Origin of the sequence: Bartonella sp. AA97HXZ, assembly GCF_042196985.1 — a bacterium.
Classification (GTDB): domain Bacteria; phylum Pseudomonadota; class Alphaproteobacteria; order Rhizobiales; family Rhizobiaceae; genus Bartonella.
Genome location: NZ_JBHIRC010000012.1, coordinates 1 through 21,261 on the forward strand (window position 1 = coordinate 1; position 21,261 = coordinate 21,261).

Sequence of the window (21,261 nt, forward strand, 5' to 3'; positions counted from 1 at the left end):
TGACCAACCACACCCGCTTTTACAGTTTCACGTTTTTACGATTTTGCAAATTCACAGAAAACAAGCAAACTGCCGATAAACCGCCCCATTAAAGCCTATCACCAGCCTATACAAGCCTATTCATTGCCACATCAGCCCTTTTCCCCCAACGCCCTCCATTCCAATTTTGACGCATTGCACAATCCAACCATTACGCCTCCATTGGCACCTTTTCTCCCCATATCCTCCCCACAACTCTCACGGCTCTTGACCAACCACACCCGCTTTTACAGTTTCACGTTTTTACGATTTTGCAAATTCACAGAAAACAACAAAACTTCCGATAAACCGCCCCATTAAAGCCTATCACCAGCCTATTACAAACCTATCACCAGCCTATTCATTGCCATCAACCCTTTTCCCCCAGAGATCAGCGTAAAATGAGAAAAACAATCGATGCCCTCCTCCCAAGCCGTGAAGAAATGGCATGATCTAAAACTTACGCCTCCCCCATGACACGAGCACTACATGCGCTTTTTCAGCGCTGCGTTTAATTGTTTGGTAACCTTGTAATACGAGATCAAACGCTTGATAAAAGAAATATACAGTGCCACAATGGGTATTGTTAAGAAAAAATCAAAAACACCCCCCAGCAGAATGATCAAAATCACCGTCCAAGCTGCCGCTATTTCGTAATGCATTTTATCCCCTTCCCTTTATAAATTGATTGATTGGGTTGCTTCAGTCACTTCTTCCAACTGCTGAATCTTCTTTTTCAATCGATGAGTTAAAATTTCACGAAGGATCACAACAACAGGGATCGTTGCAAAAATACATACCGATAAAAAAAACCAGAAAAACAAGAGAATGATAATATATTCAAATCTGCTCTCATCTACCTTAGCAGCTATCCCTTTAGAGAAAATCACATAGACATAAGCTTTGAAAAACATAATGATGAAAGAAAGGCATGCGTGAAGGATATAATCTTTGCGTGAAAAAGCGAGCCATTTTTTTAACGAATAGGAACTTATCTTTGTTTCTAGTGCTAAGTTTTGCGGCACTCTCTCTTTTTCTTTTCCGCTTTTTTCAAAGAAACAAAAACGCTGTGGATGTTCTTTCATCAAACGTCTTTGTTTTTTCACTCTGTAATAGAGCCTCAAACGCTTTATTAAAGAATAATAAGGCGCCACAATAATCATATTCACAAAAATGGCAAAAACTGTAACTGCATTTAGAAGAAAATATTCAACTGGCAGAAACAAAATAAAAAACGCGATCTCACCCCTCATGCGTATAACCTCATTGATTAATCTCTTGCTGCTTTATTTTTTCTTTTAGTTTTTTCTTTATTTTTTCCAATTTACGCTCTTTAAAACGACAAATGCCCCACAAAATAGGAAGGGGTGTGAGAAGACAAAACCATATCAACACTGGTAAGAGAAAAATAAGAGAACCAATTCCTTCCCATCTTGTCCATTGCAACGGCTGTACCAGAGATTTTGCACCCGCAGGAACTTCTAAAGCCATCATGATAAGGCATGTACAAAACATGATAAAAAAGCGGCGCCCTATTATTTTACACCTTCCCACCCCTTTACGCCTTTCCACTGAAGACACTATAAATTTTCTAAATGAAAAGAAAGACTCTTCAAATGTTGCTTTTTTCTCCTGCATTGTTCCCCTCTGCTTTTACGCTTCGCGCTTTTTACGCATTATTTTCAGGTTTAAGCTCTTTTTAAATTATCTAAACGCTTTATTTTTCTCAATAAATTTTTTCCTCAACCCTAATTTCTACATCCATATATTCTAACTCCCCATCCTTTATGTAAAGAATATGAGGACGATAGTTTTTTCCATCAACCTCACAAATCGCGTCCTTTTCGTAAACAAAATATCCCTGTTGCCTTAATTCTTCTCTTTTTTCCTCGATCAAATTTTCATAAGAATCTCTTCTTCTATTGCACAAATTGGGATCTGTAGCTCTAAAACATTCATAGCTCTCTACCTCCATGGAAAAATCCTTTGCCGCCTGTTGAAGCAAATCGTAACTGGGTTGCTTTGTCTTTTCTACCGCCTGAGCAATCACCATTGCGCGTTCCAGATGCTCCTCTTCGATGCTTGTTTCAAAGCCCAGCTTCTCACCTTCCATAAAGCTTTTGTGATAAGAGTGTAAAGTTTCAACATCGCCCATCAAAGCCAGAGCCGCAAGATAACGCAGGGAATAAGAAGCCAACCGAGGGACCACAGTTTTGTTTTCCCAAGGCAGGATTCTATATTGAGAGTGAAGCATCTTGCCAAGATCAACCTCAGTCATTGCCTCATCTAAAGCTTTCTCGAGTGCACGACGTAAACATCCAACGCTTACCTTTTCTTCAAAAATTTCCAACCCCTTCACATCAAAACTCAATTCAAGAGCAATCAAGCCTCCAGAATTATAAGGGTCTATTGTTTGGCAAGCCGCCGCATGGATACCAGAAACCACCGCAATTGCACAATCAAATCGCGGATACCCCTTCTCAGCATTATAAAGAAACTGCACTTCACGATCTGGTAAATAATAGGTGGCCAAATGATCTCCTTTTCCTTCAATTTCCACCTTCCACCCCAAACTCTTTAAAAGCGCCGTTGCACTTTCCATCGTTAAGATTTCCTCATCAGAAAGAGAAAACTCTTTTTCCTCAGATAACAGCTTAATCATCGGCATTGCTCCACTAGACGGCTCAAAAACGACAGGTTGTTCAAGCACGCGGCTTAATTCTTTTGTCACTTGGCAATACAGTCTCACCCGCTTGAAAGTAGAGTAATACAATGCCCAAATAAACATCATGACCACAGCAGAAAGCAGCGTGAAAAGCGTCAAGCCCACACCCCACGAGAGTACAACAACAATATCCATCATTTTAATATCTATCATTTTCTCCGCCCCTTCATGCGCTGTTTTGTTGAGAAGCGGTTTTTCTCCGCTTCCAGATTGCTTGCTCCAACATATCGATCTTTTCTTTCAACAGAACCGTGAAAATGATACGAACCACAAAGGCAACAGGGATGAACAAAAAAATAAACCATGATATAAGCTGCATGATTAACGAGAGAGCTGCCACGACATCCCCTTCCCACTCCGCCAACTTCCACCCAAGCAACATGGGTACGAAGCGAAGAGCCATTCTTAAAGCTGCCACAATGAAAGCAATACAAAAGATGACTTTATAATTTTTGCGTGTCAGAAACGCTTCTTCAAGCGAAAAAGACCGTAATTCTTCATCCAATGATACATTTTTTCCATTGCCCCTCATTTTTTATCCCTCATTTGTTTCAATTTTCAAGCCATTTTCATGAACCGAAGCTTTCGTCCTCACAATGAATGAGGGTTCATCAATATCAAGCGTTTGTATCCCTCATCTTTTATAAAGACAATATCAAGGGTGCATTTTTTTTCCATCACCTTCAAACATCACACGAAGAGAAGGTCTCTCCTACAACGCATGAGAATATATAAAGACCAGTATTCATTTTCTGCCCGCCCTTCACACGCTGTTTTGTTGGTAAGCCGTTTTTCTTCGCTTCCAGATTTCTTGATCCAACTGCTCGATCTTTTTTTTCAACAAACGCGTAAAGATGATACGGACCACAAAGGCAACAGGAATGAGTACAAAAATTAAATCTAATATAACCTGCACGATGCAAAAGAGAACTGTTATGACATCCCCTTCCCACCCCGCCAACTTCCACTCAAGCCACATTGGTATGAAGAGAGCCGTTCTTAAAGCTGCCACAATGAAAGCAATGCAAAAGATGACTTTATAATTTTTGCTTGTCAAAAACGCTTCTTCCAGCGAAAAAGACCGTGGTTCTTTATCCAATAGTGAATTTTTTCCATTGCCCCTCATTTTTATCCCTCATTTGTTTCAATTTCTAAGCCATTTTCATGAACCGAAGCTTTCGTCCTCACAATGAATGAGAGTTCATCAATATCAAACGCTTGTATCCCTCATCTTTTATAAAGACAATATCAAGGGTGCATTTTTTCATCACCTTCAAACATCGCACGAAGAGAAGGTCTCTCCTACAACGCATGAGAATATATAAAGACCAGTATTCATTTTCTGCCCTCCCTTCACACGCTGTTTTGTTGGTAAGCCGTTTTTCTTCTCTGCCAGATTTCTTGATCCAACTTATCGATCTTTTTTTTCAACAAACGCGTAAAGATGATACGGACCACAAAGGCAACAGGAATGAGTACAAAAAGAAGCGCTGATATAAAAACCAATATTAATGTTAAAATGAACAGGATATAATTCCACCACCCTGTCAAATCCCACTTAAAAAACATAAAGAATGCCATTATAAAAGCTGACACAATGAAAGCAATGCAAAAGATGACTTTATAATTTTTGCGTGTCAAAAACGCTTCTTCCAGCGAAAAAGACCGTAACTCTTCATCCAATGGTGCATTTTTTCCATTGCCCCTCATTTTTTACCCCTCATTTGTCTCAATTTTTAAGCCATTTTCATGAACCGAAGCTTTCGTCCTCACAATGAATGAGGGTTCATCAATATCAAGCGCTTGTATCCCTCATTTTTTATAAAGACAATATCAGGGGTGCTTTTTTTTCATCAACTTCAAACATCATGTTTTCATCACTCACAGTGTACCCCCTATTATCTTAAGGCTTCTCTTTTCTCCTCGATCAAATTTTCATAAAAATATCTTCTTCTATTGCACAAATTTGGGTCTCTGACTCTAAAATTCTAAGTGCTCTTTTTATTTTCAGGAAGATAAGCTGCTTTCCAAAGAAGAAGCAAACGAGTGCAAGAAAATCGTAACGAAGTTGCTTTGTCTTTATGACGATTTAAATCATCAACAAAACCGGCCCAAATAGATTTTTTCGATATTTTTTTTCAAAACCCAAACTTTCATCTTCCATAAAGCTTTTATGAGAAAGCTGCCAAATGTTAACATCAGCCCTCAATACCAAAGCCGCAAGGGTGTGCAAGTAAAGAAGAAGCCACTTGAGAGATAGCACAATTTCCTTTTCCCAAGGAAGGGTGTTCTATTGAAAGCCAAGCACGCGGACAAGATCAACCTCAGTCCCAGATCAAACCTCAGTCATTGCCTCATCGAAAACTTCCTCAAGTACACAGCATAAATGCCTTACGCTTACCTCTTCCTCAAAAAATTTCAATCCCTTTGCCTTAAAATCCACCCCTTTGCCTCAATGCCTCGTTGTCAATCTGGCCCCCCCCCAAAAATGATAAAGCCCTAAAATGATAAGGATTAATCATTTGGCAAGCCGCCGCATGAATACCAGCGCCTCTCACAATTCCATAACCAAATTGCACAAAACCTTTTTCATCCAGAGAGAGAAACTGTCCTTCACGGTCTCGTAAATAAATAACGGTCTCGTAAATAAATAGATGTCCCTCTTTTCTTTCAATTTTCCCCCTCCACCCCAAGCTCTTTAAAAGCACTGTTACACTTGCTATGGAGCAAAACGTGTGCTTTTGGCTCACCTTCTCTATGCGTCTTGCCTCTCCACCTGCAAGAAAATGGGCTTTTTTTCCCCAAACACCAGAATATCTTTTGCTTTAAGTATAGATTTTCGCTCTCAATATCGCTTGGTAAAACACATTTTTATGCTTGATAAAAAGAAAATAAGTTACAAGATTTTCTCTCTTTAAGAGAACAGAAACAGCAAGTAAAGTCCAAGAGCGGCCTCTCTTCACTTTCCCCTCAGCACTCAAGCAAGAATCCTACTCAAGCAAGAGCCTCAATTCTTTTCAAAACACGACACAAATATAAAAAGGCATAAAACGAGAAGTGTCCCCCATGCTCCTTAATGAACAAGTCAAAGGCAAGGCTCAATAAAAGCCCTCTTCACTTTCCTCTCAGCACTCAAGCAAGAGCACCAACTCAAGCAAGAGCCTCAATTCTTTAAAAAAACACGACACAAATATAAAAAGGCATAAAACGAGAAGTGCACCCCATGCTCCTTAATGAACAAGTCAAAAGCAAGGCTCAACAAAAGCCTCTCTTCACTTTTTCCCCTCGCTCACTTTCCCCTCACTCACATCGTATAATATGACGGGAGCTCCTTTCTGCTCAACCTCTTCTTCTAATTGCCGTATCATTTTGTTCAACTGACGTGTCACGATAAAACGCATAATAAAAACAATCGGTAAGAATAAAAAAGTACAGGCAAGCATCCATGCCAGTGGCTCGAATACGACAAGAGAAACAAAGTCCTGCCCTCTCCATATCTTAACGACAGCAGTTATAACTATTGGAGCAGTCGCCATGACTGTAGAAAGATAGAATATTTTTTTATAGTCTTGCCAAACAAGAGAAAGCTGTTTTTTATCAAACATTCTGCTGCTTTTTATTTTGGGGAGTTCTGTTTTAAGGCGATATCGCGTTCATTCAGCACGCATTTCAGTTCCTTTTTCACGCGACAATAAAGCCGCGCACGCTTGATAAACAGGTAATAAATGACAACGATTGGCGCCCATATTAAAACACTTAAGAGCGTAAAACACAGGAAAGAAATGGCTATTAATGTTATAAGACTACTCGTCATTTTGTCCCCCTTCCACATTCTGCATACGCATTGCCTGATCGCGTTGTTGTATCGCTTCTTCCAATTGTGGAAGTATTTTGTTCAATTTTCTTGTTAACTTTATGCACATGATCCCAATGATCGGAGAAAAGAGAAGAACCCCTAACCATATAAGGCTCAACAGCTGCATGATAAAGGCAACACTATCATTTTTCCACCATACAAAATTTGCAATAGAGAAAGCAGATTGCAAAACAGAAAAGAGAATAAGGATAAAAAAGATTATTTTACATTCTTTTGAATAAAAAGGCAGAGATTCTTTGAAGTTAAGAAAGCGCATTTTCGCATCAAGGGTCTTATGGGCGAGATTGTGTCTTTTCATTTCTCCCAGATCATTGCGCAATTGTTGTATGGCGTGTTTTTGTTGCGTCGTACTCTTTTTCAAGCCTTGAGCGAGTTTAAAAGATAACCTGATATATTTGATCAACAGGTAAGGAAACCTGACCATAACCATAACCATTAAAATGGCAATGATAATGAACCCTAAAAAAACCAAATGCTGCATCATAATGCTCCCTTTTTTTCCCTATCGCATTGATGTGAAATCATCATTTTTATTCTCTGCTCAAACAAATGTTTCTAATTCCTTTACTGTTTCTTGCACGCCATACTGAAGGAGACTATGGAGAATTAAAATGACAGGTAAAGAAACAACAATACATGTCCAGACCCAAAACAGCAGTCGCATGACAAAATCAATAATGTGAAGCACTATCATAGGCACGTAATTGTGCAAAAAAACCGCAGATTTTGGAAGAAAAGCTGAAAAAACGACAAAACCTGTGCAAAGTGCAACCATAACGAAGGCGATAGAAAAGATCATAAAATAATCTTTTTTTGAGAGAAGCAAAGATTCTTGAAAAGAAAAGGCACGCAACTGTGTTGCAAGAATTGTCCTCTGTCCTCTACCCTCTACCTGATAATGCCCTAAATTCTGCGCTGCACCCTTTTTTAATTTTCGCTGCGTCACCAATAACAAGATTGTCCGTTTTATCAACGAATAATAAAGTGCAACGATTGTCACCACGGTAGAAAGGAATACCATAAAAATTGCAGAACAAATAAAAATTGCCGTTCCTACGGCAATCAACATTCCAATGATTAAAGAAGCACTCACTTTTCCCCCTATTGTCTTCTGTTAAGAGATTGATTGTCTAGCTGTTGCTGCTCTGGCAAGGTTTCCCATTGTAGCATCATTTCCTTCACATCCCGTTTAAATACGGCGTTAAAGACAAAAAAGAGCGGACAAAAACCAAAAAGAACGCCAAAAATTATTTGCGGTAAGAAACATAAAAAAGCCCAAACACTATTCCACCCCGCATCAAGAACATGCTGAATTATAGGATTTTGGAAAGGGTGTTTAAGACTTTCCTGAAGTCTTTCCTGAAGACTTTCTTGTTTCATTTGTCCCAGTGCTTGGAGCTGTTCTTTGGATATAACGTGAAAAAATTCCAAAGGATCCATATAGGCAGACGCGGAAAAAAGCACCAACAAGAGGATAGCCAAACAACAAATGATGATATAATCGCCTGTTGAAAGAGCCGTCAATTTTTTGAAAGCTTCTGATTGATCCAACACTGGCTGCGATACAAAAGCCTTATCTCCCTTATGGGCAAATTGATGTTGTGATTTATCTTCGATCATACGGATACTCCCCCACTTCTAAAATTCCCACTCTTCAATATTTGATAGCACGCCACCAGCGCGGTAAATTCGCTTAGCACCCTTCTCAGAGTAATGCAAGTATTATAAATCCCCTCTACGTATTTTGTTCATTTGCCCTATACGCGCTTATACATGAAGCACTATACGTGAGGCGCTTACAAGCCACCCCCCCCCTATCCCCAAGGTGGTGCCCGCATATTGAAAGCCAAGCACGCAGACAAGATCAACCTCAGTCCCAGATCAACCTCATTCATTGCCCTCATCAAAAACTTCCTCAAGTACACAGCATAAATGCCTTACGCTTACCTCTTCCTCAAGAAATTTCAATCCCTTTGCCTTAAAATCCACCCCTTTGCCTCAATGCCTCGTTGTCAATCTGGCCCCCCCAAAATGATAAAGCCCTAAAATGATAAGGATTAATCATTTGGCAAGCCGCCGCATGAATACCAGCGCCTCTCACAATTCCATAACCAAATTGCACAAAACCTTTTTCATCCAGAGAGAGAAACTGTCCTTCACGGTCTCGTAAATAAATAACGGTCTCGTAAATAAATAGATGTCCCTCTTTTCTTTCAATTTTCCCCCTCCACCCCAAGCTCTTTAAAAGCACTGTTACACTTGCTATGGAGCAAAACGTGTGCTTTTGGCTCACCTTCTCTATGCGTCTTGCCTCTCCACCTGCAAGAAAATGGGCTTTTTTTCCCCAAACACCAGAATATCTTTTGCTTTAAGTATAGATTTTCGCTCTCAATATCGCTTGGTAAAACACATTTTTATGCTTGATAAAAAGAAAATAAGTTACAAGATTTTCTCTCTTAAAGAGAACAGAAACAGCAAGTAAAGTCCAAGAGCAGCCCCTCTTCACTTTCCCCTCAGCACTCAAGCAAGGATCCTACTCAAGCAAAAGCCCCACTCAAACAAAAGCCTCAACTCAAGCAAGAGCCTCAATTCTTTTCAAAACACGACACAAATATAAAAAAGCATAAAACGAGAAGTGTCCCCCATGCTCCTTAATGAACAAGTCAAAAGCAAGGCTCAACAAAAGCCTCTCTTCACTTTTTCCTCGCTCACATCGTATAATATGACGGGAGCTCCTTTCTGCTCAAGCTCTTCTTCCAATTGCCGTATCATTTTGTTCAACTGACGGGTCACGATAAAACGCATAATAAAAACAATCGGTAAGAATAAAAAAGTACAGGCAAACATCCATGCCAATGGCTCGAATACGACAAGAGAAACAAAGTCCTGCCCTCTCCATATCTTAACGACAACAGTTATAACTATTGGAGCAGTCGCCATGACCGTAGAAAGATAGCATATTTTTTTATAGTCTTGCCAAACAAGAGAAAGCTGTTTTTTATCAAACATTCTGCTGCTTTTTATTTTGGGGAGTTCTGTTTTAAGGCGATATCGCGTTCATTCAGCACGCATTTCAGTTCCTTTTTCACGCGACAATAAAGCCGCGCACGCTTGATAAACAGGTAATAAATGACAACGATTGGCACCCACAATAAAACATTTAAGACCATAAAGAACAGGAAAGAAAAGGCCATTAATGTTATAAGACTACTGGTCATTTTATCCTCCACGCCCATTCTTCATACGGATTGCCTGATCGCGTTGTTGTATTGCTTCTTTCAATTGTTGAAGTTTTTTGTTCAATTTTCTCGTTAATTTTATGCACATGATCCCAATGATCGGAAAAAAGAGAAGAAGCCCAAACCATAGAATGCTCAACAGCTGCATGATAACGCCGACCATATCGCTCTTCCACCATACCAAATTTGCGATAGAGAAAGCAGATTGCAAAACAGTAAAGAGGATAAAGATAAAAAAGATTATTTTACATTCTTTTGAAGAAAGAGGCAGAAATTCTTTGAAGTTAAGAAAGCGCATTGTCGCATCAAGGGTCTTATGGGCGAGATTGTGTCTTTTCATTTCTCCCAGATCATTGCACAATTGTTGTATGGCTTGCTTTTTTTGCGTTGTACTCTTTTTCAAGTCTTGAGAGAGTTTAAAAGATAACCTCATATGCTTGATCAACCGGTAAGGAAGCCGGATCATAACCATAAACATTACAATGGCAATGATGGTGAACCCTAAAAAAGCCAAAAATTTTATAACAATAGTCACGTGTTTCCCCTATCGCATTGATGTGAAATCATTATTTTTATTCTCTTCTCAAGCAACCATTTCTAATTTCTTTATTGTTTTTTTCACGCCATAATGAAGGAGACTATGGAAGATTAAAATGACAGGTAAAGCGACAACAATACACGCACAAAACCAAAACAGCAGCTGCATGCCAAAAACGCCAACCTTAAACAATAGAGGCATATAATTGTGTAAAAAAATCACAGATTTTGGAAAAAAAGCAAAAAAAGCGAGCAAAACTGCGAAAACCACAATCACAATGAAAGCTAGAAAAAAGATGATACAATAATCTTTTCTTGAAAGTTCCAAAGATTCTTGAAAAGAAAGGGGGCTGAACTTTATTGCACAAACTGTATTTTGTCCTATGCTGACTTTCTGATTATGCCCCAAATTCTGTAATGCACCCTTTTTTAATTTCCGCCGCATCCCACACAACAATATTGTCCGTTTTATCAAAGAATAATAAAGTACCAAGATTGTCATCAGAGTAGAAAAAAGTATCATGATCTCCCCGAGAAACATGACAGTACTCCACCATACTGTGGTCAAAATTACAAAAGTACTTATAAAAGAAGCAGCCACTTATTTTCCTATTGTGTTCTGTTGAGAAATTGGTTGTCTAGCTGTTGCTGCTCTGGCAATGTATCCCACAGCTTCATCATTTCCTTCACCTCCCGTTTAGAGATAGCGTTAAAGACAAAAAAGAGTGGAAAGAACACCACAAGAACACCAAAAATCATTTGCGGCAAGAGACATAAAAAAGCCCAAACACTATTCCATCCCGCGTCACGCAAAAACACGATTGCAGGATTATTTTCAAAAGGCTGTTTCAAGATCTCCTTAATCATTTTTCGAAGATCTCCTTGTTCCATTTGTCCCAGTGCTTGAAACTGTTCTTTGGATATAACGTGAAAAAACTCCAAAGGATTCATATAGACAGTCGCGGCAAAAAGCACCAACAAGAGGATAGCCAAACACAAAATGATGACGTAATCTTTTCTTGAGAGAGCCGTCCATTTTTTGAAAACCGCACACTGATTTAACACGGGCTGTGACGCAAAAGCCGTATTTCCCTTATGGGCAGATTGGTGTTGTGATTTATCTTCGATCATACGGATATTTTCTCACTTCTAACATGCCCACTCACTCTTTGAGAACATGCAACCAGCAAAACCGGTTTATCTAGCACTCTTTTCACCATGAAACACGCGCTATAAGCCCCTTTAAGTCTATTTTTAAAATTTCTCATACGTGACAACATACAATCCCTAAACCTTACAAGCACAAATGCCATTGTATCCTCTTATCTATTACCCACACTTCAAAAGACAATGTTTCACAAAACTCAACAAGCAAAAATATTCAATCTAAGAAATATCTGATGTGTAAAGTTTACAAACAATACGCTGATTTATAACAATTTATTGTTTTTCATATTAAATGAGAACCCTAAATACCGTAGGATTGTCTTATTCCAAACCTATTCCATATTAAATCAACCCAAACCATGTCTCTTGTGCGTTACAAGCAGAAAGAGCCATATAGAGTAAAACATTAAGAAAGGATGATAAATGCCTCTAAGGAAGCGCCTCAAATGCCAAGGGCTGTCTCAACAATGAGAGCTGGCAAAATGTGTGATGCTATAGACTTTCTTCTTTACAAGCGTAAAAATGGAAGTGTGCAATAGATTTTATATTATTCAAACTTTATATGGATTTCATTGGGGACTTTATCGTTATACCCTTCATGAGCACCCTTGCAAAATGGGCAAAAGAGAGCCCTAAGACATGGCTCTTTAAAAAGCAACACAAAACAAAGTCAAACAAGCAATCGATTATCCAGTATAAAAAACGTGCGACAAACAACCTTAATCCTCATTTGAAAGCTTCTTAATCAAAAAGGCTTCATTTTAAAAATTCTTCATTAAAGATGAAATATCTCACAGCCCCTACATTTGTATAGCCCCTACATTCATCAAGGCATCTCTTATAAAAGCATCTTTTTATAAAGGCATTTTCTTCTTATAAAAACAGCTTCTTTCGATAATGCATTCCGTCCTTTAAACGACATCCCCTCGTCTTATGATGAGATCCATTAAAACGGAAAATTTATACTCTATAAAGGATACTTATAAAGGATACACCAAACAAAATAGCGAGATCATTCACAGTTTATTTTAAGCCGATAAACGATATTTTATTTGAAAATATAGGGCATCTTATGCTATTATAATAGAATGCGGAGGTTTGCTTTTTGCCACTCTCTGCCACTCAACAGAAGACAACATATCTCCTATAAAGGATAAAAGTATGCTTAACAGCGTGATGTATATCAAATATCTTGGGAAAGCGCCCAACAACAAAAAAATAAGAGAACCCAAATAAAAAGCTTCCAACTTAAGAAAACAATGACCTTTCAAAAGTGGAATTGAAAAATTTCCACAAAGCGCTCGTGAAAAAAGAGACAAATAATCCCATTAAAAAAAACTTCCTATTAGAAAGACGATGACATGCCCTTGAAATCCATTGTTATTTTTTCATTCACATTTGACAAAAATTTTCCTTCAATCTCTCAAGAACAGTTAAGAAATATTTAAAAAGCAAATAATCCGCTAGCAATAAAAAATAAGCATGATAGGGGCGGAAGATAAGACTGATAGGGATAAGATAAAAAAGGTAAGAAACCACCTTAAAGATGATTTTTTCGCCCCACACCGTTGCTTTTCTTTGCATTTAAAACGCCTTTAGTATCGTTTGTTTTTTGATCTGCAACGGCTGATATTTCCCAGTATTTGCTCACTCCCCCAGTATTTTCCTCTTTTTAAGTATTTTCCCCCTCTTAAGTATTTGCTCCCCCCAATATTTGCGCCAAGTGCTTTTTACATCACTGTCCCCCATCAACAGACAGTTTCTTTTTCATTCAAATGGTTAAGTTCATGAAAATACGTAAAAAACGCGGTAGATCGAAAATAACAGGAAAGCGAGAGCCCAATAGCTGTATTTCACGTGCCCAAAATTCCAGCGAATCTGCGCTTCAATCTGCGATTGAAATGCGTGCAAAACACTTTGGTTTAAGCTTCGAAGAAGCGAAAAATCCGCTTGTCGGAACCTATATTGGGCGTCTTTGTTTGCTTGGCTATAAAGAGGCTTCATCAGGCATCAGTAAAGAGCAATATGACACGGCGCAACAATACTTGCAAATTAGAAACGACTATTTATGTGCAAAAGGTTTACCAAACGGTTATTATGATGGTTTTACGCACAGCGCATCAGATGAGAAAGCAAAAAAGCAATGGGTCCAAAGAGCAACGAAACACTATGAAGCTATGCAAGAAGCGATTAAAGAAGCACAATATCTACATCGTCAACACAACTTCCATGCGGCATTACACTATCTTGTTATAGAAGATCAACCGCTGCCTAATCTTGTTGGTTCGTTGCGTATTATTCTTGATGCCCTTTATAAACATTTTGACAGTTCTACCCAAAAGAGCCTTGGCTAAAACACCCATCATTTCCTCCCCCTCACAGGATAAAGATTCTCCCCCTCCTTTTATAACATGCCTCTTTATAACCAGCGCCTTTATAAAGTCCCCCTTTGGCAAGTGACACTTGAGATCCACTGAGCATGCCCTTTCATAAAATTTCATGGGATTGACAAGCTTAAAGCGCACAACAAACAAGCTTAAAAATATCCACCACGCCCTTTAAAAAAATACTTCAACTGTCAAAGAGACTTAACCTTATACCTACCAGTGCCTCACTTAATCCATGCCTCAAAGGACAATATTTCACGGCATGGACAGGATAAATATTGCCCCCTCTTTAAAAAACAGCAACATTCTTCCCTCTACCCCCATTGTAACAAACCACCCTCATCATACACTTCACCCAATATCGCGACATCCTTAGCTCTTCAGACAATTCATTATCGTCATTTTACGTCTTTTCTTGTACAATTCTATATGGCTCTTCTGATCTTATGACGGACAAGAGCTATGGCTTTTATTTCAGCATAATCTGGGTTTCTCATTCAAGATAAATAACGATAAAATATCCACTATAAATCAATAGCTTATCATTAAAACAACCCGTTGATTTTTTGACACAATTAAAAGCATCATCCCTTAAACGAAAGAAAAAGCCCCTACCAACAATCTCCTCCCTCATCAACAACTGCACCGATAACCCTCCACACCTATCACACCACCACTAATACGACAGCCAGCACAGCCCCAATCACCCCCACAAATCGCCAACACCTAAAGCTTTGCCCCGCAACACCTTCCAACCACCGCCTTCCCAATTCCATCAATAAAATACCACGGATTTCAAAACCACAATTCTCCCTTCATCTTGTCCCCGCCTTTCTCAAAGGAGAAAATGTTTTTTGCCACATCAAAAACTTTTCCATTAAAACAATATATTTTGCTGCATAGCCAATGAATGAGCTTTTTTCTGTAGATTTTTTCCCGCGATAAAGGAGGAAAAATAATCGTTTTGCGGTTGACAGAATATGAAAAATCGTATTTAATGATGGGTGCGGCAAGGGGTTTTCTGCGTCCAGATTTCATCATAAAATTTTCGCATTATCATAGACTATTATAAGTTATTATAAACTGTTATAAAACAGTGTGTTTCGCGACAATGTTTAAAACTTTACGGTTTGAAGGTATCTTTCGTCCTTTTCTGACTGTTTTCTTTTGCATTACACAATTTGCATCACCAACAACTCTATAATTTTGAGATTTTCAAAACAAGTGGTATTCAATAAGGGCTCTCAATAGAACGCCCTAATAATCCCCCCATAAAATACCAATATCATACATCACAGCAATGATGAGCAATACACGCATAAAAATATGAAAACAGCATTATTATGCTCTCATCGCCTCACCTTTCAAGATGCAAAGGCTTGTTTTTCAAAACATTGTTTAGCCAGAATTGAAGAAGATAATATCACTTATCGATCATCAACATAGAGGCTAAGATTATGAAGCCACAAGATTCTCCCCCACCACATTCCTCACAAACCCCAGAAGGTGCAAGTGCACCTGAAGGGGCGCATGCAAATGCATCATTAGACACTCTTACTGCACATTTAGAACGGCTTAACATTGAAAAAATAAAAAACACCCCTTTTAATCGTGCAGAATTAAAAGATATTATTGCCGGTTTAGAAAAGCATAATGCCGATGGCAGTTGGATCAAAAATTATTATGATATTTTAGATCTGTACATGATGCCAGCCTTGGTCGATCAAGCAAATCGTAAATATCCAGAGATGAATCTCAAACTTACAAGCCCTCCTGACGGCTTTGCCCTTGCACTCAAAGAAACGCTCGAGAAGGGCATAAAATCTTCTAGGCTGATCGTTAACGCACAGGATAGGGGAATTCATTTTGCGGTTGTCGATCATCAAACCATTGATAATAAAACATCTTTGATCTTTTTTGAACCGACCTTACTGCGTGACACGCTTCCCGCACTACTTGCATTAAGGACGCGACAATCCATTGAACATCACCAATTTCCGAATATTCATTTTGCCATGGTAGAAATGGATATTCAACGAAGCTCCTCTGAATGTGGGATGTTCAGCTTAAGCCTTGCCAAAAAGCTTTATCTCGAAGCTCAAAAATTAGAAAGACTACACAAAGATAATATTAAGGGTGTGTTATGTGAACCAGACACGCCTTTACCTGCTGAAAAATTAGATCCATATCTTCCAGCTCGTTTATACAAACACGTGCAAGGCAGAAGACGTCTTGGGGAATATCTAAAAGCCAATCCAGAAGCAGCACAGGAGAAAGTAAACAAAAAAGGCGAAACCCTAACCGAAAGATTTGAGAGAAGCTTGGTAGCAACAGAGACAAAAACTGTTTCTGTTTCACAACACAGAAAAAGAGCCACAGAATACAAATCTCTAATGATGTAATAAGCGTTTTGGCCATAGCCATATTCCACATCCACAAAGAATGAAGCTCTGCGGCTTTACGGTAAGGCATAAATTGCTGTTAGCAAATCTTCTTTTGAGGTAAAGATGCAAACAGTAAGCAACGTGACCTCTTAAAAGACAAAAAGATACCTTACCTTTGACTCTGAAAAGCGGGGGATTTTGTCTTTCGTAACAAAATTTTTTAAATAAAGATGATTTCATCTCTTTGTTTTTTTAGATAAAAATCTTTCCTGCAAACATTGTTTAGCCAGAATTGAAGAAGATAATATCACCTATCGATTATCAATATGGAGGCTAATAGTATGAAGCCACAAGATTCTTCCCTCCCTCATTCCTCACAAACACCAGAAGGAGCAAGTGCAAATGCATCGTTAGACACTCTTACTGCACATTTAGAACAACCCAGTAGCGAAAAAGGCAAAAATATCCCATTCAATCGTGAAGAATTAAAAAGTATCATTGCCCGTTTAGAGGATGATATCTCAACGGGTCGTTGGTTCACAGCTGATTATGCAAGTACAGACCTTAAACTAATGCCAGCCTTGGTCGATCAGGCAAATCGTAAATATCCCGACATGCGTCTTCAATTGGCAGCGTCATCTCACGACTTTGCCCTTGCACTCAAAGAAGCCATCGAAAACGGCGTTCAATCTTCTAGATTTATCATTCACACAAAGGACAGGGGAATCCATTTTTCAGTGATTGATCATCAAACCATCGATGACAAAACCTCCGTGATATTTTTTGAACCTACAACACTCAACAATATGAAACCAGCAGTGCTGGCATTAAGAACACAATTGGCTCTTAAAGCGCATGAGTTGCCCAATTGTTCTTTTGCCATGGTAGAAATGGATATTCAGCGAAGCTCTTCTGAATGTGGAATGTTCAGCTTAGCGCTCGCTAAAAAGCTTCATACCGAATCTCAAAAATTAGAAAGACTGCATAAGGATAATGTTAAGGGTGTATTATGTGAACCAGATACACCTCTATCTCCTGAAAAGTTAGATACATATCTTCCAACCTCTTTTTACAAACACGTGCAAGGAAGAAGACGTCTTGGGGAATATCTAAAAGCCAATCCAGAAGCAGCACAGGAGAAAGTAAACAAAAAAGGCGAAACCCTAACCGAAAGATTTGAGAGAAGCTTGGTAGCAACAGAGACAAAAACTGTTTCTGTTTCACAACACAGAAAAAGAGCCACAGAATACAAATCTCTAATGATGTAATAAGCGTTTTGGCCATAGCCATATTCCACATCCACAAAGAATGAAGCTCTGCGGCTTTACGGTAAGGCATAAATTGCTGTTAGCAAATCTTCTTTTGAGGTAAAGATGCAAACAGTAAGCAACGTGACCTCTTAAAAGACAAAAAGATACCTTACCTTTGACTCTGAAAAGCAGGGGATTTTGTCTTTCGTAACAAAATTTTTTAAAATAAAGATGATTTCATCTCTTTGTTTTTTTTAGATAAAAATCTTTCCTGCAAACATTGTTTAGCCAAAATTGAAGAAATAATATCATTTATCAATCATCAATATAGAGGCTAAGATTATGAAGCCACAAGATTCTTCCCTCCCTCATTCCTCACAAACACCAGAAGGAGCAGGTGCAAATGAATCTTTAGAAGACCTTATTGCACGTTTGATGCAAAGTTCCATCCAAACAGAAGAAGAACATGTTGCACCGAGTTCTGACGAATTAAAAGATATTATTACAGGCTTAGAAGATGATCTTGTCACCGGCCGTTGGATTAACGCTTATTATGAAAACACAGATATTAGATTGATGCCGGCTCTCGTAGAAAAAGCAAACAGCAAATATCCAGAAATGAATCTCAAATTGGCTCTTACAGCAGAAGAGTTTTCGCACGCCCTAAAAGAAGTCGTTGAGAGCGACGCAAAATCTGCCCGATTTATAGTAAATTCGGGAAGCAAAATCCACTTTGCCGTCCTTGATTATCAAAAAGTTGATGAGAAAATCTCTTTGATTATGCTTGAACCTACAACATTTCAGAATATCACAGCTTGCAAACTAGGGATAAAAATAAATCAAACCCTTCAATGTCTTCAACTGCCTCCTTATTCTTTTACCACGGCAGAAATGGATATTCAGCGAAGCTCTTCTGAATGTGGGATGTTCAGCTTAAGCCTTGCCAAAAAGCTTCATCTTGAATCTGATAAATTAGCAAGATTGCACAAAGATAATGTTAAGGGTGTATTATGTGAACCCAACTCATCTTTATCTGCTGAAAAGTTAGATTCCTATCTTCCAACCACTTTTTATAAACATGCGCAAGGAAGAAGACGTCTAGAACAATATTTAAAAGTCCATCCGGAAGCTGAACATGAAACAGTCAACAAAAAAGGCGAAACCCTGAGGGAGAGATTTGAAAAAAACTTAAGAGAAACAGAGGGAAAAACTGTTTCCGTTTCCTCCCACCAAAAAAGGCTCACTGAATACAAATCTTTAACGATGTAAGTGAGGCTTTTTCCATATTCCTATTCATCAAAGAACGAAGAGAGGCTACTTTACGGCTAAGATTTCTCTAAGCAAACCAGCTTTTGCGCTCATAAAACAAAAATAGCCAACAACTTTCCTCTTAAAGAAAAAGCACCATTGTCCTATAAAAACCAGCCCCTCTTAAAATTGTATCAAAATTCCACAGCTCTTGTTAGCCCAAAGCTCTGTGTAACAATGAGACTCTTTGGATAAGCAAAACGCTTGATACATAAAATATTTAATGCTTTCGTCTTCAGTAAAAGCATATGTCTTGTTTTTCTGAGAGTATCCACTTCGTATCTCAAACACCCCCACATCAATACCATACGACCAAACAACCGCAATAGACCACACTTATCGTGCATCAACCAAACAACCGCCCGCACCCCAAGAAGGCTCCATCAAAAACACCAGGACAAGCTCTTAAAATCAACAACCTCTCTTAACGGAAAACACCAGCCCAACTATTTACCCCTCTTTGCCAACTATTTACCCCACTTGCCCAACCATTATCCCTCTTGACCAACCATTATCCCTCTTTGCCAACCATTACCCCACTTGGCCAACCATTATCCCACTTGCCCAACCATTATCCCTCTTTGCCAACTATTATCCCTCTTGCCCAACCATTACCCCTCTTTGCCAACCATTACCCCTCTTTGCCCAACTATTATCCCTTTTGACCAACCATTCCCCCATTTCCTAAGATGTCATAACCAACCTTTTGATTTCATAAAAGTTTCACATCTCTTCTGTTTTTGAAGCGTGAAAAAATTCATTTTTAATCTGTCAACCAGCCTCACGTTAACGTGAGGCTTTATTTTATGGAGAAGCAAATGAGAAAAATATCTAAAGCAGGGCTTGCGCTCATTAAACAATGGGAAGGATTGCGTTTACAAGCCTATAAAGATTCCATCGGGGTGTGGACAATCGGCTATGGCCATACCACCACGGCTGGCCAACCGTTCGTTCACAAGGGCATGATCATTACTGAAAAACAAGCAGAAGAAATTCTTTCTCAAGATTTAAGACAATTTGAGAATACCGTTGAAAAACATGTGACGGTTTCTTTAACGGATGAACAATTCGCCGCGCTCGTATCGTTTTGCTATAATATAGGAACATCGGCTTTTTGTAATTCGACCCTGCTCAAAAAACTCAATAATGGCGAATATGAAGCCGTCCCTGCTGAGTTACAAAAGTGGACTAAAGCAGGAGGAAAACGTCTTCACGGTTTAGTGCACCGTCGTGCAGCAGAATCGGGATTATGGGCAAAAGGGGCTTATGTTTCTCCCAACTACCAAACTGTAGAAACGCAAGCTCCAATGGGATTTTTCAAAGCAGAAGCGCTTACACCGATTATTGGTTCTTTTTCTGGACTTGGGGGCTTATTGGCAGGCAATGGTCCCATCCAATGGGCATTAGCAACCATTATGGTTTTAGCCGCCTGCGTTGGCATTTTCTTTGTGGCAAAACGGTTTCGGGAGCAGCGCTTATGATGTGGTGGTTGAAAAAAAATCTGATGATAACAGGAGCGGCTCTGACCGCTTTTTTTATCGCTTTAGCGAAAGCTTTCACTCTTGGAAAGAAGGTTGAACAACAAAAGCAAATAGAAAAAACGCTAAAGTCATCAACAACACGGCTAGAGGTGGAAAATGCAATTAATCAAAAAAGTGATGCTGATGTACGCGCTGCTCTTACTCACTGGTTGCGCGATAAAAACAATCAATGAGCCTTTTTCTTGCGTTGGTTGGATGCCCATTTATTTAGACAAAAAAGATCTCAATGTCATCAGTTCAAATCTCGCAAGAGATATTTTAAAGCATAACAAACAAGGGGAAGGCTTGTGTGGGTGGAAACATGGCTAGAAAAAAAACAGAAAAACAAACAGAGCTTACAGAAAAGGAAAAAGAAGTCCTACAAGAAATCATCACAACGTATAAAAGTGTAAAAATGATGTCACGCTATACGAAATGGATTATATTCATCATTTTCTTATTAGCACTTGATTTTTCACGGATCGTAGATGTGCTGGGAAGTATTTTTACACAAAAATCGAATATTCAGCTCTAAAATAAATAAAAAACGTGAGACGTGTTAAATCTTTTAAATATAAAAAGCCATTCGTTATTTTTTGAAAACATGGAGATTTTATTGATGATTTTTCATGTCTCACGAGAAATTTTTACACGCCTCACAAACGTCGTGCTCTTCACAAACGCTTTCATGAAATGAATTTAAGGGCATGAAGAGAGATTTTTAACCAACGCGTAAGTCAGCAACTTTGGTAACATAAGAAAAGGATCATACCAACATACATTTTTTTAATAAACTATTGATATCCAAATGATTTTATACTCTTCATAAATAGCATTGCCAAGAATTTG

The 21,261-nt window shown here is 38.7% G+C and carries 25 protein-coding genes; 8 read left to right on the top strand and 17 right to left on the bottom strand.

Features of this window, described 5'->3' with window-relative positions; all coding sequences use genetic code 11:
- Window positions 1-503: 503 nt before the first annotated feature.
- From ACFINE_RS07290 to ACFINE_RS07370, 17 genes are all read right to left on the bottom strand, one after another.
- Window positions 504-680, bottom strand: a complete 177-nt coding sequence (locus tag ACFINE_RS07290; RefSeq protein WP_375621559.1) for a hypothetical protein — start codon at window positions 678-680, stop codon at window positions 504-506.
- Window positions 681-695: 15 nt separating this feature from the next.
- Complete coding sequence (locus tag ACFINE_RS07295; RefSeq protein ID WP_375621560.1) at window positions 696-1,271, bottom strand: hypothetical protein; 576 nt, start codon at window positions 1,269-1,271, stop codon at window positions 696-698.
- A gap of 10 nt (window positions 1,272-1,281) precedes the next feature.
- Window positions 1,282-1,656, bottom strand: coding sequence for a hypothetical protein (locus ACFINE_RS07300; RefSeq protein WP_375621561.1), 375 nt, complete (start codon window positions 1,654-1,656; stop codon window positions 1,282-1,284).
- Between the two features lie 88 nt (window positions 1,657-1,744).
- Window positions 1,745-2,896 (bottom strand): DUF6990 domain-containing protein, encoded by a 1,152-nt coding sequence (locus ACFINE_RS07305; RefSeq protein ID WP_375621562.1) that lies wholly within the window; start codon window positions 2,894-2,896, stop codon window positions 1,745-1,747.
- A gap of 13 nt (window positions 2,897-2,909) precedes the next feature.
- Window positions 2,910-3,275, bottom strand: coding sequence for a hypothetical protein (locus tag ACFINE_RS07310; RefSeq protein WP_375621563.1), 366 nt, complete (start codon window positions 3,273-3,275; stop codon window positions 2,910-2,912).
- A gap of 231 nt (window positions 3,276-3,506) precedes the next feature.
- Complete coding sequence (locus ACFINE_RS07315; protein WP_375621564.1) at window positions 3,507-3,869, bottom strand: hypothetical protein; 363 nt, start codon at window positions 3,867-3,869, stop codon at window positions 3,507-3,509.
- A gap of 227 nt (window positions 3,870-4,096) precedes the next feature.
- Window positions 4,097-4,453 carry a hypothetical protein gene (locus ACFINE_RS07320; RefSeq protein WP_375621565.1) on the bottom strand — a complete coding sequence of 119 codons (357 nt, stop codon included), beginning with the start codon at window positions 4,451-4,453 and terminating at the stop codon, window positions 4,097-4,099.
- Between the two features lie 722 nt (window positions 4,454-5,175).
- Window positions 5,176-5,451, bottom strand: coding sequence for a hypothetical protein (locus ACFINE_RS07325; protein ID WP_375621566.1), 276 nt, complete (start codon window positions 5,449-5,451; stop codon window positions 5,176-5,178).
- A gap of 564 nt (window positions 5,452-6,015) precedes the next feature.
- Window positions 6,016-6,348: a hypothetical protein gene (locus ACFINE_RS07330; protein WP_375621567.1), complete on the bottom strand. Its 333-nt coding sequence runs from the start codon at window positions 6,346-6,348 to the stop codon at window positions 6,016-6,018.
- Between the two features lie 198 nt (window positions 6,349-6,546).
- Window positions 6,547-7,104: a hypothetical protein gene (locus ACFINE_RS07335; RefSeq protein ID WP_375621568.1), complete on the bottom strand. Its 558-nt coding sequence runs from the start codon at window positions 7,102-7,104 to the stop codon at window positions 6,547-6,549.
- 57 nt (window positions 7,105-7,161) lie between these two features.
- Window positions 7,162-7,713, bottom strand: a complete 552-nt coding sequence (locus tag ACFINE_RS07340; protein ID WP_375621569.1) for a hypothetical protein — start codon at window positions 7,711-7,713, stop codon at window positions 7,162-7,164.
- Window positions 7,714-7,721: 8 nt separating this feature from the next.
- Window positions 7,722-8,240, bottom strand: a complete 519-nt coding sequence (locus ACFINE_RS07345) for a hypothetical protein (protein WP_375621570.1) — start codon at window positions 8,238-8,240, stop codon at window positions 7,722-7,724.
- A 358-nt stretch (window positions 8,241-8,598) separates the two neighbouring features.
- Window positions 8,599-8,871 carry a hypothetical protein gene (locus tag ACFINE_RS07350; protein ID WP_375621571.1) on the bottom strand — a complete coding sequence of 91 codons (273 nt, stop codon included), beginning with the start codon at window positions 8,869-8,871 and terminating at the stop codon, window positions 8,599-8,601.
- 425 nt (window positions 8,872-9,296) lie between these two features.
- Entirely contained in the window at window positions 9,297-9,629 is a 333-nt protein-coding gene (locus ACFINE_RS07355; RefSeq protein ID WP_375621572.1) for a hypothetical protein, read from the bottom strand.
- A 210-nt stretch (window positions 9,630-9,839) separates the two neighbouring features.
- A complete protein-coding gene (locus tag ACFINE_RS07360; protein WP_375621573.1) occupies window positions 9,840-10,394 on the bottom strand; it encodes a hypothetical protein in 555 nt (184 codons plus the stop codon).
- A gap of 48 nt (window positions 10,395-10,442) precedes the next feature.
- A complete protein-coding gene (locus ACFINE_RS07365; RefSeq protein WP_375621574.1) occupies window positions 10,443-10,997 on the bottom strand; it encodes a hypothetical protein in 555 nt (184 codons plus the stop codon).
- 8 nt (window positions 10,998-11,005) lie between these two features.
- Entirely contained in the window at window positions 11,006-11,527 is a 522-nt protein-coding gene (locus tag ACFINE_RS07370; RefSeq protein ID WP_375621575.1) for a hypothetical protein, read from the bottom strand.
- Between the two features lie 1,823 nt (window positions 11,528-13,350).
- Here ACFINE_RS07370 and ACFINE_RS07375 point away from each other — a divergent pair.
- From ACFINE_RS07375 to ACFINE_RS07410, 8 genes are all read left to right on the top strand, one after another.
- Window positions 13,351-13,917 carry a hypothetical protein gene (locus ACFINE_RS07375; protein ID WP_375621576.1) on the top strand — a complete coding sequence of 189 codons (567 nt, stop codon included), beginning with the start codon at window positions 13,351-13,353 and terminating at the stop codon, window positions 13,915-13,917.
- A 1,490-nt stretch (window positions 13,918-15,407) separates the two neighbouring features.
- Window positions 15,408-16,352 (top strand): YopJ/AvrA family T3SS effector serine/threonine acetyltransferase, encoded by a 945-nt coding sequence (locus ACFINE_RS07380; protein ID WP_375610230.1) that lies wholly within the window; start codon window positions 15,408-15,410, stop codon window positions 16,350-16,352.
- A gap of 323 nt (window positions 16,353-16,675) precedes the next feature.
- Window positions 16,676-17,602 carry a YopJ/AvrA family T3SS effector serine/threonine acetyltransferase gene (locus tag ACFINE_RS07385; RefSeq protein WP_375621577.1) on the top strand — a complete coding sequence of 309 codons (927 nt, stop codon included), beginning with the start codon at window positions 16,676-16,678 and terminating at the stop codon, window positions 17,600-17,602.
- A gap of 324 nt (window positions 17,603-17,926) precedes the next feature.
- Complete coding sequence (locus ACFINE_RS07390) at window positions 17,927-18,853, top strand: YopJ/AvrA family T3SS effector serine/threonine acetyltransferase (protein ID WP_375621578.1); 927 nt, start codon at window positions 17,927-17,929, stop codon at window positions 18,851-18,853.
- Window positions 18,854-19,710: 857 nt separating this feature from the next.
- Complete coding sequence (locus ACFINE_RS07395; protein WP_375621579.1) at window positions 19,711-20,373, top strand: lysozyme; 663 nt, start codon at window positions 19,711-19,713, stop codon at window positions 20,371-20,373.
- A complete protein-coding gene (locus ACFINE_RS07400; RefSeq protein WP_375621580.1) occupies window positions 20,370-20,606 on the top strand; it encodes a hypothetical protein in 237 nt (78 codons plus the stop codon). The genes ACFINE_RS07395 and ACFINE_RS07400 overlap by 4 nt, the downstream gene beginning before the upstream one ends.
- Window positions 20,530-20,742, top strand: a complete 213-nt coding sequence (locus tag ACFINE_RS07405) for a hypothetical protein (RefSeq protein WP_375621581.1) — start codon at window positions 20,530-20,532, stop codon at window positions 20,740-20,742. The genes ACFINE_RS07400 and ACFINE_RS07405 overlap by 77 nt, the downstream gene beginning before the upstream one ends.
- Complete coding sequence (locus ACFINE_RS07410) at window positions 20,735-20,947, top strand: hypothetical protein (RefSeq protein ID WP_375610233.1); 213 nt, start codon at window positions 20,735-20,737, stop codon at window positions 20,945-20,947. The genes ACFINE_RS07405 and ACFINE_RS07410 overlap by 8 nt, the downstream gene beginning before the upstream one ends.
- Window positions 20,948-21,261: the final 314 nt, after the last annotated feature.